Source organism: Polyangium mundeleinium (assembly GCF_028369105.1).
Taxonomy (GTDB): domain Bacteria; phylum Myxococcota_A; class Polyangia; order Polyangiales; family Polyangiaceae; genus Polyangium; species Polyangium mundeleinium.
Window position 1 is genome coordinate 6,166,361 of sequence record NZ_JAQNDO010000001.1, and the last position, 16,609, is coordinate 6,182,969.

Annotated in this window: 13 protein-coding genes; 6 read left to right on the top strand and 7 right to left on the bottom strand. The window is 69.7% G+C overall.

Going from position 1 to position 16,609, the window contains the following annotated elements:
• Window positions 1-318: a hypothetical protein gene (locus POL67_RS24565; protein WP_271921136.1), complete on the bottom strand. Its 318-nt coding sequence runs from the start codon at window positions 316-318 to the stop codon at window positions 1-3.
• On the opposite strand from POL67_RS24565, the gene POL67_RS24570 reads away from it, so the two are divergent.
• Window positions 317-985: a hypothetical protein gene (locus POL67_RS24570; RefSeq protein WP_271921138.1), complete on the top strand. Its 669-nt coding sequence runs from the start codon at window positions 317-319 to the stop codon at window positions 983-985. The genes POL67_RS24565 and POL67_RS24570 overlap by 2 nt on opposite strands.
• 15 nt (window positions 986-1,000) lie before the next feature.
• On the opposite strand, the gene nth is transcribed toward POL67_RS24570, so the two are convergent.
• Window positions 1,001-1,834 (bottom strand): endonuclease III, encoded by an 834-nt coding sequence (nth, locus tag POL67_RS24575; RefSeq protein WP_271921140.1) that lies wholly within the window; start codon window positions 1,832-1,834, stop codon window positions 1,001-1,003.
• Between the two features lie 66 nt (window positions 1,835-1,900).
• Window positions 1,901-5,875 (bottom strand): protein kinase domain-containing protein, encoded by a 3,975-nt coding sequence (locus POL67_RS24580; protein WP_271921142.1) that lies wholly within the window; start codon window positions 5,873-5,875, stop codon window positions 1,901-1,903.
• A 449-nt stretch (window positions 5,876-6,324) separates the two neighbouring features.
• On the opposite strand from POL67_RS24580, the gene POL67_RS24585 reads away from it, so the two are divergent.
• The 3 genes from POL67_RS24585 to POL67_RS24595 all read left to right on the top strand — a co-directional run bounded on the left by POL67_RS24585 (window position 6,325) and on the right by POL67_RS24595 (window position 11,727).
• Window positions 6,325-7,473, top strand: a complete 1,149-nt coding sequence (locus POL67_RS24585) for an iron-containing redox enzyme family protein (protein ID WP_271921144.1) — start codon at window positions 6,325-6,327, stop codon at window positions 7,471-7,473.
• Window positions 7,474-7,620: 147 nt separating this feature from the next.
• Complete coding sequence (locus POL67_RS24590) at window positions 7,621-8,214, top strand: glutathione S-transferase family protein (protein WP_271921146.1); 594 nt, start codon at window positions 7,621-7,623, stop codon at window positions 8,212-8,214.
• A gap of 39 nt (window positions 8,215-8,253) precedes the next feature.
• Window positions 8,254-11,727 (top strand): ATP-binding protein, encoded by a 3,474-nt coding sequence (locus POL67_RS24595; protein ID WP_271921148.1) that lies wholly within the window; start codon window positions 8,254-8,256, stop codon window positions 11,725-11,727.
• A gap of 24 nt (window positions 11,728-11,751) precedes the next feature.
• Here the strand turns inward: POL67_RS24595 and POL67_RS24600 are convergent, their stop codons facing one another.
• A complete protein-coding gene (locus POL67_RS24600) occupies window positions 11,752-12,573 on the bottom strand; it encodes a TetR/AcrR family transcriptional regulator (RefSeq protein ID WP_271921150.1) in 822 nt (273 codons plus the stop codon).
• A 70-nt stretch (window positions 12,574-12,643) separates the two neighbouring features.
• On the opposite strand from POL67_RS24600, the gene POL67_RS24605 reads away from it, so the two are divergent.
• On the top strand, window positions 12,644-13,039 hold the full coding sequence (locus POL67_RS24605) for a VOC family protein (RefSeq protein ID WP_271921152.1): 396 nt from the start codon (window positions 12,644-12,646) through the stop codon (window positions 13,037-13,039).
• 15 nt (window positions 13,040-13,054) lie between these two features.
• On the opposite strand, the gene POL67_RS24610 is transcribed toward POL67_RS24605, so the two are convergent.
• Window positions 13,055-13,615, bottom strand: a complete 561-nt coding sequence (locus tag POL67_RS24610; protein ID WP_271921154.1) for a hypothetical protein — start codon at window positions 13,613-13,615, stop codon at window positions 13,055-13,057.
• Between the two features lie 38 nt (window positions 13,616-13,653).
• On the bottom strand, window positions 13,654-14,520 hold the full coding sequence (locus POL67_RS24615; RefSeq protein WP_271921156.1) for a LysR family transcriptional regulator: 867 nt from the start codon (window positions 14,518-14,520) through the stop codon (window positions 13,654-13,656).
• Window positions 14,521-14,596: 76 nt separating this feature from the next.
• Here POL67_RS24615 and POL67_RS24620 point away from each other — a divergent pair, with 76 nt between their 5' ends.
• Window positions 14,597-15,199: an RNA 2'-phosphotransferase gene (locus POL67_RS24620; RefSeq protein WP_271921158.1), complete on the top strand. Its 603-nt coding sequence runs from the start codon at window positions 14,597-14,599 to the stop codon at window positions 15,197-15,199.
• Here the strand turns inward: POL67_RS24620 and POL67_RS24625 are convergent, their stop codons facing one another.
• Window positions 15,200-16,501, bottom strand: a complete 1,302-nt coding sequence (locus POL67_RS24625) for a hypothetical protein (protein WP_271921160.1) — start codon at window positions 16,499-16,501, stop codon at window positions 15,200-15,202.
• Between the last annotated feature and the right edge of the window lie 108 nt (window positions 16,502-16,609).

The window sequence follows — 16,609 nt, forward strand, 5'->3', positions numbered from 1 at the left end:
TCACCCGTCCTTTCCCGTTCCCGCGGTTCGTCCGCGCTTGTGCAACACGAAAGCCACGAGCCAGACGACCAGGAAGGGAAGGAGCAGGAGAGCAAGGTGGTCCCACGTATTCGGATCCTCCCGGATGAATGCGCGTGTCCTCCGCGCGAGCGCGCAGTCCGGACACGCGAGCGCGAGGGCAGGGTGCGCACCGAGGAGACAGGCGAGCACGAGGGCGACGGTCGCTGGCATGCGCGCCCAGGTTGCAACGGCGGTGCCCGCCTCTCCGCTGCGGAGAAGGTGCGCCGAGCGTGCGAGCTCGTGTAGAATCGCGCGCATGCTTTTTCCCATCGCTCGCGCTTTTTTCCTTGTCCTTCCCATCCTCGTGGCCTGCAGCGGGAAGGTCGACGTCGATCACACCTCGACAAGCACCGGCGGCGGGGGCCAGGGCGGCTCGGGTGGCGCCGGTGGCGCCGGCGGCTCCGGCGATTGCCCCGCCGAGCTCCCCGTCGCCGGCGCGCCTTGTGACGTGCCGGAAAACCAACCCTGCTCGTACGGCGAATGTTGCCCGCAGATGTTCACCTGCGAGGCGGGGAGCTGGGTCGAGACCCTCGTCGCGTGTGAGGCGCCGCTGCCGTGCCCCGCGTCACCGCCGCTCGACGGCGCGGCTTGCGCAGGTCCGTGTGGGCAAACCTCGCCGTGCACCTATGCCTGCGAGGCGGGCGGCGCGTCGTTCACCGTGACGTGCGGGGACGACAATCTCTGGCACAGCGACATGCCGACCTTGTGCCAGGGCGCCATGACCTGCGGCGACATGCTCCAATGCCTCGAGGGGTATATCTGCGTCACGAAGCAGGCCTTCGTGGCCACGTACGAATGCGCCCTCGATCCTTGCGGGCCGGAGCCGCTTTCGTGCGCCTGCGCGGAGTCTCTCTGCGGGGACAGCTTCGCCTGCATCCAGGCCTCGGGCAAGAACGTCCTGTGCGAGTGCCCGAATTGCAAGTGAACCGAGGCGGCCCGGTCATCCGGGCGGATCGGCCTCGGGCTCGCCCTGGGCCTTGATACGAAGCGCTTCGAGCGCCGCGCGCGCGTCCAGCGTGCCCTCGGGGGCGGCCCGCTTGCTCGGGCAGAGCTCGTTCAGCGGGCAATGGCGACAATCGGGGGCACGCGCGGTGCAGACGTAACGCCCGTGGAGCTGGAGGCGCAGCCCCACGTCGATCCATTCGTTCGTCGGGAACGAGCGGCAGAGATCGACCTCCACCGCCGCAGGATCTTCTTCTTCCGTGAGCACGAGCCTGCGCGCGACCCGGGCCGTGTGGCGATCGACGGCGATGCCCTCCGCGATCCGGTAGGCGTTCGCGAGCACGACGTTCGCGGTCTTGCGCGCCACGCCGGGCAACGTGATCAACGCGTCGAGCGTGCGCGGGACCTCGCCGCCGAAGTGCTCTGCGATGGTGCGGCTCGCCTCGCGGATCGCGCGGGCCTTGTTCCGGAAGAAACCGGTCTCGTGCACGAGGCGCTCGACCTCGTCTTGCGGCGCGGCGCCGAGCGCGGCCGGCGTGGGGTAGGATTGAAAGAGCGCTGGCGTGACGAGGTTGATCTTCCGGTCCGTGCTCTGCGCCGCGAGGATGGTCGCGACGAGGAGCTCCCACGGATTGCGGAAATCCAGCTCGATCCGCGGCGCCGGGATCGCCCGGGCGAGCCGCGCGTGGATCTCCGTGGCGCGCAGTCGATGCGACGACGGAGCAACGCCCGACGGCGGCGGCCCCTCCGGCTGCGCCGCGCCCCGCCGCACCTCGACACGCCTGGGTTTGCCCACGTCGTCCTCGGGATGCAATCGGCGGGCCCTGCGCATGCGTGGGCCCGGCGCGCGGACGGTCTCGGACGTGTCACGCGGCTCGGCAGGGTCGTCGTGGGACGTCTAGCGTTCGGCCCAATCTCGTTCGAGCTCCCGTAGACGCACGTGCTCGGGGATCGCTCCATGAAGCGCACGCATCGCCGGGTCCTCGATCCTTTCGAGCCGCCATGCGAGCCGGCGAATCGCCTGCGCGAGCGCCTCGCGGGCGGCGGGCATGTCCCCGGTCGCGGCGCGCGCCTCGGCCATCGCGAGGCGCAGGGGGATTTCCGCGTACCCGGCGCTGCCGCCTTCCGCCTCCATTCGGCCCGCGACCTCCTCGGCGACGCGGCGCGCTTCGTCCGGGCGCCCTTCGCGGAGCCACGCGACGATCAGCGTCCTCTCGATGTGCGGTCGCCAGCAACGGACGTTTTGCAGGATCGAGAGGGCCTTCTCCGCGGCCTCTCGGGCCTCCACGACGCGCCCCTCGGCCAGGAAAACCCGGGCGAGCGCGCCGTACGAGACCGCGACCGTGTCTTCCATCGCGCCCTGCTCGATGAGCAGCCTGGCGAGGCCCTCGATTTCCGCCCGCCGATCCGCTGCACATCGCTCCGCGAGGACGAGCATTCGATAAAAGCGCGCCGTGGACGCGAGGAACATGTCGTTCCTGCGGAGGGCGCTCTCCAGAACCTCGTCGATCCCTCGCTCCGCCGCGGCTTCGTCCCCGAGCGCCGCGAGCGTCGCGCTGTGCAGGCACAAGGCCATGCCCCACCAGTTCGAGGAGCACGCCGCCGTATACAGCTCGACGCAGACACGCAAGGACGTGTGGGTCGCCCAGAGATCCCCCTCGATGAGGAACGTGAAAATCGCCCGCGCCTGGTGAATGTGGCCGCCGGCGAGCAGCTCCCCCTCCGGCAGGCGCGGCGCGAGCGCCTCCAGCCGCGAGAGCAGGCGCGCCGCGGGCTCGCGGCTCCCCAACATGCCGAACGCGGACGTCGTCGCCGCGAGGAGCAGGAGGAACGAGGCGACCGCATCCGGCGGGGGCGCGAGGTCCTGGAGGACACGGGCGAGCATGGCCATCTCGTCCCGCAGGTTCCTGTTCACCGCGATGACGAGGAAGGACGCCGCCGCCTGGTTCCAGGCGACGCTCCCGACAGGCAGGAGCGAGAGCGCTTCCTTGCCGAGACGAATGCCCGTTTCCCAGTCGAGGCGCCAGACACAAACCTCGAACTCGAGCGCGAGGAGTTTTCCCCGGACCTCGCCGGAGGCGCCGCACTGGAGGCCGCGCTCGGCGCGGATCCCCATCCCGTCGATATCGTCCTGCTGGTAGGATTGCTGCGCCGCGCGGAAGTAATGGGCGGCGGCCCGCGCGAGGTCGCCGCCCGCGCGGGCGTGCTCGGCGAGCACCATCGGATCCGTCTCGCCGATCTGCTCCAGGTACGCACACGAAAGCCGATGCCCGAGCGCCCGATCCGCGTCGGTCAAGAGTCCATACGCGGCGTCGCGCAGGAGCACGTGGCGGAACCCGTACTCCGTCTCGCCGGAAAAACGGCATTGCGCGCGGCGCTCGAGGATCTCGGCATGAAGCAGCTCTTCGAGCCGCTCGTCCGTCGACGCGGCGTCGCGTGTTCGTCCGAGGAGCGTGAGCAGGCCGCCGCGCCAGAAGGTTTGTCCGAAGATGCTCGCCGCGGAGAGCGCGCGGCGGGAGGCCGGTTCGAGGCACGAGAGCCGCGCCTGGAGCATCGCCAGCACCGTCTCCGGCTGTCCTTCCGCTTTGCCGTCGGCGGCGGCGCGGATGAGCTCCTCCAGGAACAACGCATTGCCCGCGGCCTGCTCGACGATCCGCTTGACCGAGGCCGCGGGCACCTCGGGGCCGAGCACGGCCTTGACCAACTCGCCGGCCGCGCCGTCGCGGAGCCCGCCGAGCCGGACGCGGTGGACGATGCGGCCCTCCCATAACCGCGGGAACACTTCGACCACCTCGGGGCGGCCGAACGCCAGCACGAAAAAGGGCAACTCCCGCCGCTCCACGAGGGCCGCGTCGACGAGCTTCACCGTCGCGGGGTCTCCCCAGTGGAGATCCTCGAGCACCAGGAGGACGGGGTGTTGCGCGCATTCGGCGGCGAGGAGATCCAGAAAGGCCCGCTGGATCTGCTCGTTCATGATTTTCGGATCCCGAAAGGCCGCGCGGAGCAGGGCGCTCGGCTCTTCCACGGCGACGCCGCACATCGTGGCCAGAAATTCGCTCACCCGCCGCTGCTCCGCGGGCGCCACGGAGAGCCCGATGCGCTGGCGGATCTTTTCCGCTTTTCGAACCGGCGTATCTACGACCTCGACCTCGCAAAGCCTCCGCAATGCCTCGCCGAGCACCCCATAAGGCGACCCCGCGCTGAGCGGCGCGCCGCTCCCGACGAGCACCAGGATCGCGAGCGGGCGCGCCAGCAGCCTTCGCAAAAGCTCGTGCCGCAAGCGGGATTTCCCCGTGCCTGGCGGCGCGAACACGAGCGCCCCCGCCGGCTCGGCGTGCTCCATGGATCCTTCGATCGCCGCGAGGAGCAAGGCGAGCTCTCGCTCGCGGCCCACACAAGGGGTCGGCCGGCCGAGCAGGAGGCGTGATGCATCGACCAGGGCGGCGCGCTCTTCGTGCAGGAGCGGCGTATCCGCGGTGAACGTGATGCCGAACCGAGGCTCGATCAGCTTCGCGGAGAGCTCGTCCAGGAAAATGCTCGGTTGTGTGGTCGTGGGAGGGTCCGTCTCCACGGCGGCCTCCGGAGGCATTTCGCTGTTGCGCGTGGCGAGCAGGGAAAAGGCGCGCTCGATGGCCTCGCCGACGAGGACCTTTTCTTTCATCACCCCGCGGCCCGTGGTCAGGGCGATGCGGGCCGCGGGCCAGGACGCCTGGATGGCGAGCGCGCAACGCGCGGCCTGCGTGGCCTGATCCACGGCGCTCTGCGCGGGCGTGACGACGACGACGAGCGCGCCGCTCGCCAGCCATTCGACGCGTCCGCCGAGGCGAAGCAGGCGGGCGCGCAGGGCTTCCCGGAGCGATACCCACGCGGTCCGCGTGAAGATGGTGTCCTCGTCGCCGGACGGCGGCTCCTGGCCCGGAACGGCGACGACGACGGAGAGCAATTGCAAAGCATCGCCGCTGAGCGCCGGGGGGGCGGAGGGATCCGCGCGCCCCACCTCCACCGCGACGTCGTCCGCGAGGCGCGACGCGAGGATCGCGAGCTCGTCGCGCAGCGCCGCGGCGTCGGGGGGGCGCCGCGACGGATCCTTTTCGAGCATACGCGCGACGAGCGAAGCGAGCCCCCGAGGCGTGTCGGGCCGGAGCATCTCGACGCTGGGGACCTCCTCGAAAAGGATCTTGGCGAGCGTCACGAGCGCGCTTGGCGCGAAAAACGGAGGTTTTCCGGTCAACCCGTGGAATGCGACGCAGCCGAGCGCGAAGACGTCCGCGCTCGGCCGGAGATCCCCCTCGCCACGCGCCTGCTCGGGGGCCATGTAGCCGGGCGTCCCGAGGAGGGCGCCGGGCCGCGTCAGTGCCGTCGCGGAGAGGGCGCTCCGTGCAATGCCGAAATCGAGCAACGTGACGCGATCGATGCGGCCGTCCCGCAAAAACAGGTTGCTCGGCTTGATGTCGCGGTGGAGGATTCCTTTTTGATGGGCGGCGGCGAGCGCGTCCGCGACCGTGAGGAGCAAGGTCACGCAATCGCGCAGCTCGAGCGGGCCCTCGGCGAGGCGTTTGCCGAGGTCCTGCCCGGAGATCCATTCGAGGGCGAGATACGGCCGGCCGTCCTCGGCCTTGCCGTGCGCGAGATACGAGACGATTCCCGGATGCCCGAGCTGGGACAGGAGCCGCGCCTCGCGGTCGAACCGCGCGGCCTGCTCGAAGCCGCCGTCGGTCGAATGCAGGAGCTTGAGGGCGACCACAGCGCCGGTGCTGACATCGCGGGCGCGAAAGACCTCGCCCATCCCGCCCTTTCCTGCGAGTTCTTCGAGGCGAAAGCGCCCGGCGACGACCGTCCCCGGGCGCGCGCCCTCGCGGCGGGATCCGTTCATGGGCGCCCCCATAGGTGGATCCCACCCTTCATAAGAAGAAATTTCACGATGGATCTCTATCCCCCCACAATGTGCTCATTACCCCAGCACCCGCCAGGCCGTCAGCGATTTTCCTCCCTCGGCTCGCATTTCTCTCGCGGACCAGGAGTCATATTTCTGACGGATTCATCTCCCAGGCCTTTTGGGCCAGAATCGAGGACGAGGCGCGGGCCGTCGCGAAGGCGTCGACGCAGCACAAGGCATGTATCGTCACGCAAGGGGCGCGGGGGGGCGGCGCGCCGGTGTCCGCTCCCGCGCCAGGCGTCCCGTGCGCGGGGCATGACACTTCAATCGGCGTCGTGCGGAAGACTGCACGAATGCGTCATTGACCTGGCGCCCAAGCCGTGTTTTCTTTCATTCTCTACCTTCAACGGTCGACTCGAAAGCTGGAAATAGCTAGGAGCGACGCCATGTCCATTCTTCTTCACCGCGTTTCCGACGTTACGCTTTCGGAAATCACCGCGGGCGCCTCGGTGCTCGACGGCGCCGAGGCGTTGAGCCGCGTCTATGACTTCGGCAAGCACCCGTACTTTTCATGGATGCAGGCGCCTGCGACACGAATCGAGGATTTTCGCCGGAGCCAGGCCCCCTATTTACATTATGTCGAGCATTTTTCACGCGCGTTGACAGCGGTGCTCGCGCGCGTGCCCGCCATCGATCTGCGCCTCGCCACCGTCTATGAAAATGTCGCGGAGGAGCACGGGCACGGAGAAATCGAGAGCACGCACCGCGGCACGTTCGCGGGCTACCTGCGCGCCATTGGCCTCCGCGAGGAGGAGGAGGCGCGGGAGTGCCCGATCCGCATCGCCGTCGCCTACCAGTCCCTGCTCGACTTTTGCCTCGTGAATCCCGCCGAGATGGGCGCCGCGGCCACGGGCATCGTCGAGTATACCCACATCAAGATTTCCACCCTGCTCGCACAGAACATCCACGAGCGATTCTGGGGGGACCTCGACGCCCAACGCCATTACCGCCTGCACGCGGAGATCGACGCCGACCACGCCGTCTCCCTGTTCGCGCTTTGCGAGGAGGGCTGGAAAAATCCCGCGTCGGCGCGACGCATTGCCTATGCGATGGCCTACGGGGTCCACCTGTGGTGGTCGTTGTTCGATGCGATGTGCCCGGCCGAAATCCTCCCCCCGTCCGCGACCGACGGCATTCGCCCGCTGATCGACGGAGGCGGCGCCGGTGAGCCGCTCGCGCCCGCGTCCGGCGGCCGCAGACCCTGCAATTTGACCGTACGAATGCGTCACGACGGGGGCTCGTGGCAGGCCGGGCGGGCGACGTCCCTCGGGCCGTTTGGCCTGGTCCTCGGCGGGGTTCTCCCGCCGCCGCTCGACGCCGCGATCGAGGTATCGATCGACGGGCTTTTCAGCGCCCCGCTCCCGATCCCCGGGCGCGTGCGCTCCCCGGCCGGCGAACAAGGCGGTTTCTGCGTCGAGTTCGTGCTCGACAGCGACGCGCAACGCGCCGAGGTGCGAAACGCCGTGCGCGCGCTCCTCGTTTCCGAGCGCACGATGACGCACGGCAGCGGCGACGATTCCCTCCACGTAGTTTGACTGCGCCCGCACGGCGGTCGATACTCCGGCGCGCGCCGTGAGCGCACCTCGTCGCCCGAGCCCGCTGTTTTCCTGGGGCGCGGGTGAACCCGCGGCCTCTCGTGACGTCACGGAAACCGCGATTCGCCTGGAAAGACGCCGACCGTTATGAAGCTTTATTCGCATCCGCTGTCCGGGAATAGCCACAAGGTGCGCCTCATGCTCTCGATGTTGCGCATCGAGCACGAGGAGATCGTGGTGGACCTCCTGAAAGGCGAGCACAAGACGCCCTCGTTCCTCGCGATGAACCCGCTCGGCCAGGTCCCCGTGCTCGTCGACGGCGACGAGACGCTGCGGGATTCGCAGGCCATCCTGGTGTATCTCGCGCGGAAGTACGGGGGCGAGGCGTGGCTGCCCTCGGATCCGGCCGGGATGGCCCGTGTCGTGCAGTGGCTATCGTTCGCCGCGAACGAGGTCCACCACGGCCCGTTCCTCGCGCGGCTGCATTTCCTTCTCGGCATCCAGCTCGATCTCGGCCTGGCCCAGGACCGGAGCCGCGCTGCCCTCGACATCCTCGACGCCCACCTCGCCCGGCGCGCGTGGCTCGAGCTCGATCGGCCGACCATCGCCGACCTCGCCGTCTTCCCCTACGTCGGCCTCGTCCGGGAGGGCAAGGTCATGCTCGACGACTATCGCAACGTCGTCGCCTGGATCGAACGTATCCACACCCTGCCCGGATACGTGGCCATGCCGGGTCTTTGATTCTGCGCGGCGGGCTCGTGGCAAAGCGGTGAGCGACGCGTGACGTTCCAGTTACCCGACAAACGGTACGGGCGCGAGGCCGAGGTATGGGCCCTGCTCCGGGCTTTTGAGCGCGCCGCGACCGGGGCGAGCGAAATCGTGCTCGTCTCGGGCTGGGCCGGCGCAGGGAAATCGACGCTCGTCGAGGAGCTCGGCGCCTCGCTCGCCGCCCGCCGCGGGCACCTCGTTGCGGGCAAATTCGACCAATACAACCGCACGGTCCCCTTCGCCACGCTCCTGCGCGCGCTCGACGATCTCGCGCAGCGCGTGCTCGGCGACGGCGAGGGGGACGATACGGCTGAATGGCAAGAGCGCTTGTACGAGGCGCTCGGCGAGGGCACGGCCGTCCTCGTCGAGACGCTTCCGAGCGCGCGATCGGTGATCGGAGCGCAATCCTCGCCGTCGCCCACGAGCTCGTCGTCCTCGGCGAGCGCGGCCGAATCGCAGGCCCGCCTGGAGCACGCGCTCTTGCGATTTCTTTCCGTGTTCGCGCGGCCCGAGCATCCGCTCGTCCTGTTCCTCGACGACCTGCAATGGGCCGACGACGCGTCGCTGCGTTTTCTTCGGGCCGTCGCGGGGGATCCCAGCATTCGCAACACCCTGCTGATCGGCGCTTACCGTGATCAGGAGGTGGGCCCGGAGCACCCGGTCACCGAGGCGAAAGTCGCGCTCCGGCAGCGCGGCGCGCGCCTCGAAGAGATCGAGCTTCCGCCCCTCGGGCCCGAGCACCTGGAGGCGATGATCGCCGACGCGCTCGCGACGACCACGGGGCCGGAGATCCAGGCGCTCGCAGCCGAGGTGCACCGGCGCACCCGCGGAAACCCGTTTTTCGCGCGGGAGTTTCTCCGGTTCCTCGTCCAGGAAGGGTTTCTCGCGGAGGGCGCGGGCCCCGGGGCGTTCGCCTGGGATCTCGCGCAGATCCGGACGGCGCCCTTGCCCGAGGACGAGGTCACCCTGATCGTCCGGGAGATGCGCAAGCTCCCGGCCGAGACGCAGGTGACGCTGCAGATCGCCGCCTGCGTCGGCGCGCTCTTCGACGTGCACGATCTCGCGGCGGCGCGCGGCACCACGGCATCCGAGGCCCTCGCGGCCCTCGCGGCGGCGATGGGGAAGGACCTCGTCATGCCCGTCGAGCCACGCAGGCGGGGGGACGCCGCGGACAGCGCTACCATTCGTTTCCGGTTCCGTTTCCTGCACGATCGCGTACGCCAGGCCGCCTACGAGCTCATCGGCGAGGACGATTTGCCGCGGATCCGGCTCCTCGTCGGACGCCGTCTTTATGCCGACGCGCGCGCCCGCAACGTCATCGACGAAAAGCTCTTCGAATTCGTCGAGCACCTGAACGCCGGCGCCTCGCTGCTCACCGACGCGGCCGAGCGCGACGAGCTCGCCCGGCTCGACCTCGCCGCCGGCGCGCGCGCGAAGGCCCGGACGGCCTACGACGCCGCCGCCCGTTATTATGGCGCAGGCGCGGCGCTCGCGCTCTCCGGCGGGGATCCAGCGCTCGTCTTCGCGCTCCACCTCGGCCGGGCCGAATGCGCCTACCTGCGCGGCCAGCTCGACGAAGCCGAGGCGCTCCTCGTTGCTTTGCCGGTCCCGCCGCAAACAAGCTCCGAAAAGGCCGCCGTGTGTCGGGTCCGCATGGCCGTCCGCACGACGCGCGGGCACGCGGCCTCTGCCATTGAAGTGGGGCTCGACGCTCTCACGGCGCTCGGCCTCGACATCCCGCGGGACGAGGCCACGGCAAAGATCCTCGCGGAGCAGGAGCACGCCCGGGTGCGCGAGCGGCTTTCGGCGCGGGGGCTCGAAGCCCTGGCCGAAGGTGCGCCGCTCGAAGATCCGGACAAACGGGCCAAGCTCGAAATTCTCACGAACCTGCTCGCGCCGGCGAACCTCGTGCGGCCGGCGCTCTTCAGCCTTTGCGCGGCGATCCAGGCGAACATCTCGCTCGAATCCGGCCACGCCGACGAATCCATTTACGGGTACATGCTCTACGGCATGCACCTCGCCACGTCACTCGGCCGTTATGCCGAGGCGGGGGCGTTCGGCAAGCTCGCGCTCCGTCTCGACGAGCGGCGCGGCAGCGCGGGCGAGCCTTGCCGCTTGAACTTCGTGTACGGCTCGTACGCCCATTTCCTCGAACCCATCCCCGACGTGCTCGGTTATCTCCGGAAGGCCTACCGCACGGGGCTCGCGACGGGCGATTACATCTACCTTTCGTACGCTTGCAGCCACATCGTGCTCTTGCGGCTCGCCCTCGGTGATCCGCTGAAGGACGTCGACGAGGAGGCCGAGCGGCTCCTCGCTTTGATGGAGCGGACCAAGGTCGCCTCGTCGATCGCTGTGCAGACGCTCGTGCGGCGGATCCTCGCGGCGCTCGCGGGGCGCACGCTCGACGTGCGTTCGCTCTCCGGGGACGGCTTCGACGAGGACACGTTCGTCGCCTCCCTGCGCGAGCGGGGCGTGCATTTCGCGCTCTCGTGGTACCGCGCGGCGCGCATCACGCTGGCCTTCCTCAACGGCGACGACGAGGACGCGCTCGTGATCGCCGGCGAAGGCGGGGAGGGGGCGTGGTTTTACTTCGCGACCGACGCCGTGTACCTGACCGCCCTCGCGGCCGCCCGCCTCTGCACCGAAGGGGCGAGCCCCTCCGAGGCGCGGTACACGACGTTCGAGCGAAACGCCACGCGCATCGCCGGCTGGGCGCAGGCCTGTCCCGCAAACTTCGCGCACAAGGAACTCCTCCTCGCCGCCGAGCGCGCGCGTATCGCGGGAGATCACGCCGCGACCGGCCCGCTCTACGAACGCGCCATCGAGGCGGCCGAGGCGGCGGGGCTCACGCCGCACGTCGCGATCGCCTACGAGCGGGCCGCGGCGTTTTTCCGCGACCGGGGCGACGAGGCGCGCGCGCGGAGCCACGTGCACGGCGCGCTCGACGCCTTCGCGCGCTGGGGCACGGACGCGCTCGGCGAGCGCTTGCGCCAGGAACACGCGGATCTGCTGCTGCACGAAGTGATCACGGAGAGCGAGGCGGAGGCGCGCGGGCGGCCGGTCGTGGTCGTGCCGTTCGCGCTTGGCGCGCTCGTCGCCGAGGTGGTGCTGGCCGTGGCGCCGGCCTTCGAGCGGACGCGTGACGCGCTCCAGGTCGAGCAACCGGACGAGCTCGGGTTCATGGAGACCGACGAGCCCAAGGTGCGCTGGCTCCTGCTCTGCGTCTTCGGCGGCCGGGCCTTGCGCCCGCACCCCGGGAGCGTGTCGTTCCGGGTGTTTCAAGGGCGCGAGGGGCGCCTCGGCGACGTGCCGTGGGCCGGCTTCGAGGTGACGGACACCGAGGGCTCGATGGACGTCGTGTCGATGGAGGACGTCGCCTCGGTGTGCCGGCAGCTCGGGGGATACCTCGCGGTCGAACGTGGGGACTTCGGCGTTCGCTCCACGATCGTCATCCCGAGGTTCCACATGGGCCCCGACGGCTGACCTGGTCGTCGCGGAGGCGCGCGCTCATCGCGCCTTCTTGGTTCGCTCGACGAGCAGATCGAGCCCGTCGAGGACCCGGTCCATGCCAAACCGGTACGCCGCGTCGGCCTGGTACGCGCCGCCCTGGGCCGCGCCCGCGGCCTCGCCGATGCGCGTCGCCCGGGGGAACTTCTTGGGGTCCACGACCCGGCCGAGCAGCTCCGCCTGGGCTTCCCACCACGCCGCGTCGGTCATGGCCGTGGCCTCGGGCAGCGCGGCGGCGTCGGCGGCGCTGCGCGCGTTCGCCTGCACGAACCCGAGGACGAACGTGAGCGCCGCGTCGACCTCCACGTCGGAGAGCCCCAGGCCGTCGAACGCCGAAAGCTCGTACTCGTACTTCGTGATCACGCCCGGACCGAGCGGCGGGCGGCTCGTGGACGCGTGGATCAGCCACGGATGCTTGGCGTAGAGGGCCCGGTTCTGGTTCGCGACGGCCGTCACCCGATCCCGCCAGCCGATCCCATCGAGCGCAGGCCGGCCTTCTCCGAGGTACACCACGTCGATCATCAGCTCGAGCAGCTCCGTTTTTCCTCCGGGCACGTACGTGTAGACCGACATCGGGGACGCGCCCAAGGCCTGCGCCACCGAGCGCACCGTGACCGCGTCGAGCCCTTGTTCGTCGGCGATCGTGACGGCCACCTCGACGACCCGATCCACCGTGAGCGACGGCCGCGGCCCCCGCGTCCGCGAAGGCGACAGCGTGTGCCGCCACAGGAGCGAGAGCGTGCGCGCGGGATCCGGGGTCGCGGGTTTGTTCGGCGGCATGAAATCGGTCTCCGTCCCCTTGACCGGAACACCGTACGACATACTCTGTACGATGTACGCAGTTGACGTCCACCATCACCAGGGGCCTTTCCCAGGATCGAGGAACACACGCATGCAAGCAACCACCGCGACGGCGATTTCGCTCAACGTCAGGGATGTCGATGCTTCCCGGGACTTTTTCGCCCGGCACATGGGGTTTTCCGCGGGGATGGCGGCGGACGGCTTCGTCTCGATGAAGCGCGAGGACGTCGGCTACCACCTCATCTTCCTGCGCCAAGGGCTCGCCTCGCTCCAGCCGGAGACCCTGAAGCACGCGCACGCCGGCGGCTTGATCCTGGCGTTCGTCGTGGGCGACGTGGACGCCGAGGAGGCGCGGCTGCGCGCCGAGGGCGTGCCCATCACGACGCCGCTCCAGACCGAGCCCTGGGGCGAGCGGTTTTTCCAGGTCACGGACCCGAACGGGCTCCTCGTGCAGTTCGTCCAGTGGATGACGTCGCCCGAGGCGTAGCCGCCACGCTCGAGCTCAAGGCAAGACGGTCACCACGATCCGCGACGAGAGCCCGCCGAAGCGCGCGAGCACCTGGCCCTCGCCCTCGTCGAAGGCCACCGCATACCCCGCGTTTTCCGGCGCGCAGGCCGCCTCCGCGCCCGTGCACGGCGGTGGCCTGCGAGGCCCGAGCGCGCCCGTGAACGACCACGCGACGGGCGCACGGCCGAACGAGAGGCGTTGCCCCGTGTCGTCGAACGACTGGAGCTCCATCACGAGCAGATCGCCGCGCTTGGCGGCCTGGGTCGTGTCGACGTGGACGCGGCTCGGGCGGCGCACGTCGAGCACGACGACGCCCTGCGCGCAGGGGATCCGCACGCGGCCCGGGTCGACCGCCTCGTAGGTCTGGCCCGCGGGGTCGAAATGGATCGGCGCGCTCGGCCGGGCCTCGGCGACGCGGCAAGCGCCGCGGGCCTTGGGCACCTCGTCCCGAGCGCCCACGGCCACGAAATACACGGTCTCCGGCGGTTTCGCGCAGCCAGCGAGCGCGCCGAGCATCGTCACGAGGAAGGCGGTGCGGAGCGGGTCGCGGGGCATGAAGGGCGCGCGAGTATCACTCGATCGGGACCTCCGGATCAACGTCGCGCCGCCGTGAGGAGGCGCCGCCAGACGCGCTCGGTGCTGCCTTCGAGCGGCGCGTCGGCGAGGCGGATCGCGGCGTAGGTTTGGCTCGGCAACCCAGCGATCGGGCGCCCCACGAGGCCGGGCGGCAGGCGGCAGAAGTCGTTGACGATCGCGAGCCCGGCGCCGAGGCGCGCGAACCGCAACGTGAGCGGCCAGCCGCGCACCTCGACGGCCACGTCCCAGTGCACGCCCGCGGCCCGGAGCGCCTCGTCGAGCGCCACACGTTGTGGCTGGCCCTCGGGCGGCACGACGAGCGCCGCGCCTTCGAGATCGGCGAGCTCCACGCGTTCCTTGGCAGCGAGCGCGTGGCCCTCGGGCACCACGAGCATCTGCCCGACCACCGCGAGCGGCTCCACCACGAGCCTCGGCGGCCGCGTCTCCAGCGGGAGCACGCCCACGTGCGCCTCGCCCGTGCGCACGGCCGCGAGCGTGCCCGCCGCGTCCCGCACGAGCAGCGACAGCGGCGTGCGCGCATCCCGCACCGAGCGCTGTACGGCTTCGCCGAGGAGGTAGAGATACGCCCCTTCGCCCGCACAGAGCACCACACGCGCGCGCGGCCGACCTGCGCGCAGGCCCTCGACGAACTCGACCTGCTGCGCCAGCGTTCGTCGTGCATACGCCGCGACCCGCTCGCCGGTGTCGGTCAGCACGAGCGCGCGGCCGACGCGGCGGTAGAGCGGGCTGCCCACGATCTCCGCGAGCTTCTGCACCTGCGCGTGGAGCGCGGGCTGCGAGAGGCCGAGGGCGCGGGCGGCGTGCGTGAAGTTCTTGTGTTCGGCGAAGGCGCTGAAGGCGCGAAGCCACGAGGTCTCGAGCATGACTATCCGCCAGGAGGATAGCTCATCCGAAAAGACGACTTCCGCCGATGGCTCGGTTCGCTACCCTCGGGGCCTCATGAACACTGTAGAGCTTAGCAAGACCCTCTCTTGGCTCCTCCGCCACGGGGCGCGCGAGGCCGGCGTATCGATGGATGCGGCCGGCTGGGTGCCCGTGCCCGAGGTGCTCCGGTACCTCCGCATCAGCCGCGCGGCCCTCGACGAGGTGGTCGCGACGAACAACAAGAGCCGCCTCCAGCTCGAAGGCGAGCGCGTGCGCGCGAGCCAGGGGCATTCGACCGAGAACATGCCCGTCACGATCGAGGCGCTGGAGGCGTCGTGGCGCCCCTACACGGCCGGCGGGAGCCTCTGGCACGGGACGACGGTCGAGGCGACGGCGCCGATCGCGCGGGAAGGCCTCTCGCCGCAGAAGCGCACGCACGTGCACCTGGCCCCGAGCCTCGAAAGCAAGGTCGGCAAACGCTCGGCGACCCCGATCATGCTGGAGATCTCGGCCGATCGATTGCGCGATGTGGGGCAGGGCGTGTGGGAGGCGCAAAACGGCGTCGTGCTCGTGCGCCACGTCCCGGTGTCGTGTTTCGTGGACCTCGTCTGCACGACCCACGCGGCGCGGAAGGCCGAGGCCGGCGTTCGAGCGCAGTTTGGCTTTCGCCGGTCGTGATCACTTCCGCTTCGGCTTCATGGGGATCACGCGGTTTTTTTTCGGGGCGTAACAGAGGAGCCTGGGATCCTCGTCCGTCATCGTGGCCTTCAAGTGCGCGACGACGGCCTCGCCTTGCGCTTTGCTTTTCACCGTGATCCCGAGGCGCCGGGTTCCTTCGAAAAACTCCACGAGGCCGAGGTCCGCGGCGCCCTCGAACGTGGAGAGCGCCTTTTGCGTGGTGGGGAACGTGAAGTCGGGGGCGTTTTGCGGGGCGACGTCGTAGAGGTACACGAACGGCGTCGGGCAGCCGTCCTCGAAGGCGATGCTCTTCGTCTCGCGGAGCTTCAAGACGGTCATGCCCGCGGAGGCCCACAACGTGTCCTTTTCGAGGGCCATGGTGTCGAAGCTCGTCGGCCAGGCGAGGTGCGCGATGGGCGTCCATCGGCCGTCATCGAACCGATGAATCGTCCGGCCGTCACTCGCGTGGAGCTGTCCATTCGAGACGAAGGCCCGCTTGAAGGGCTTGTCGAGGCGCGGGAGCGATCCGAACTTGCCGTTCACGTAATGGAGAATGGGCTCTCCCTTGCCGGGGAAAAGGAAGAGCTCGTCCCCGCGGCCCTTCAGGAACTCGGGCCTGTATTGCATGTCCAGGAGAAAGGGGCTCAGGGCAAGGGGCCGCGACTTGCCAGATTTTTCCCATACCTCCGCGGCGGGGTTTCCTTTTCCGCAGTTGAACCCCACGGTCATCATCGTGCCGGTCTCCGTGGCGGCGAAGGCCCGGGGGGCGATCGCCGGCACCTCACCCGTGTGGCCCATGAAGCGAAACTCGTCCTCCGGCCTGCAGCCGGCCGCGGCGTGGGAGAGATGCTTGTAGACGCGCGCGGGCCCTCGCACCGTCTTGAAGACGTAACCTTCGTACATCATCGCGGAGACCAGGGTCGACTCGCCCACGGTGGCGACGCCGGCGATGACCCCGGGCGAACCGCCGTCGCCGACCCGGAAACGCTCGCCTTTGCCGGTCAGCGGGAAATACGTGGGCTGAGGAGCCCGTCCCTCGTTGCTCTGGTAGATGACGTCGACGGCGTCGGGGAATCGACCGTGCACGGAGACGATGTGGCTCCCTCCGAGGTGCTTGTTGTCGTCGACGATCTGGCCGACCCATTCGATACGCTCGCCGTCCACGAGCCGGCCCACGCGCAGGTCCTCCACCACGGCGAGCCCGCCTTCAATGCCGAAGAGCATCTCGGGGTGCGTGCCCTTGGGCGCGAAAGGTTCGGCGGCGAGGGTGGGAACGACCTTCGGCAGAGGAGGGGGCTCCACGACGGGATTCGTGGCGGTACTCGCCGAGCTCTGCGGCGCAATCGACGCAGCCGGCGTTTCCTTTTCGGGCGTGGGTGGGGTCGATTGGTTGCAGGCGACCAAAGACGC

Bases quoted from the DNA above. Each gene is read 5' to 3' on its own strand.
- POL67_RS24610 (WP_271921154.1), bottom strand. From the start codon at position 13,615: ATGCCCCGCGACCCGCTCCGCACCGCCTTCCTCGTGACGATGCTCGGC.
- POL67_RS24590 (WP_271921146.1), top strand. From the start codon at position 7,621: ATGAAGCTTTATTCGCATCCGCTGTCCGGGAATAGCCACAAGGTGCGC.
- POL67_RS24600 (WP_271921150.1), bottom strand. From the start codon at position 12,573: ATGTCGTACGGTGTTCCGGTCAAGGGGACGGAGACCGATTTCATGCCG.
- POL67_RS24580 (WP_271921142.1), bottom strand. From the start codon at position 5,875: ATGAACGGATCCCGCCGCGAGGGCGCGCGCCCGGGGACGGTCGTCGCC.
- POL67_RS24605 (WP_271921152.1), top strand. From the start codon at position 12,644: ATGCAAGCAACCACCGCGACGGCGATTTCGCTCAACGTCAGGGATGTC.
- POL67_RS24565 (WP_271921136.1), bottom strand. From the start codon at position 318: ATGCGCGCGATTCTACACGAGCTCGCACGCTCGGCGCACCTTCTCCGC.
- POL67_RS24570 (WP_271921138.1), top strand. From the start codon at position 317: ATGCTTTTTCCCATCGCTCGCGCTTTTTTCCTTGTCCTTCCCATCCTC.
- POL67_RS24585 (WP_271921144.1), top strand. From the start codon at position 6,325: ATGTCCATTCTTCTTCACCGCGTTTCCGACGTTACGCTTTCGGAAATC.
- POL67_RS24620 (WP_271921158.1), top strand. From the start codon at position 14,597: ATGAACACTGTAGAGCTTAGCAAGACCCTCTCTTGGCTCCTCCGCCAC.
- POL67_RS24615 (WP_271921156.1), bottom strand. From the start codon at position 14,520: ATGCTCGAGACCTCGTGGCTTCGCGCCTTCAGCGCCTTCGCCGAACAC.
- nth (WP_271921140.1), bottom strand. From the start codon at position 1,834: ATGCGCAGGGCCCGCCGATTGCATCCCGAGGACGACGTGGGCAAACCC.